The following is a 258-nucleotide window of genomic DNA, read 5'->3' on the forward strand; positions in this document are numbered from 1 at the left end:
TGCATCCACATGCCTCCCCCACCCGCCAACCAAATAGTCCGCGTATCATTTCCCAAAGGCTATCCAATGAAAACGGTTCAATACCCTGTTTGGGTTGAGGGCACGATTTCTTCGGAGCTTAAATCGGAAGATGTTTACATCGTTGATGGCACCAGCAATATCACCATGGGATATAGCCTTAATGCGACACTAGTAAAGGATTATGAATAACTAAGAGCTCACAACTTAGTGCTTGTGAGTTCTTTCAAATATTGCCTC

The 258-nt window shown here is 44.2% G+C and carries 1 protein-coding gene; it reads left to right on the top strand.

Annotated features, from left to right (window positions below):
• A partial coding sequence (locus AB4585_RS23250; protein ID WP_372171149.1) for a DUF3299 domain-containing protein occupies positions 1–210 on the top strand: 210 nt, incomplete at its 5' end.
• Positions 211–258: the final 48 nt, after the last annotated feature.

This window comes from Vibrio sp. 10N.222.49.C9 (assembly GCF_041474985.1).
Taxonomy (GTDB): Bacteria; Pseudomonadota; Gammaproteobacteria; order Enterobacterales; family Vibrionaceae; genus Vibrio; species Vibrio crassostreae_C.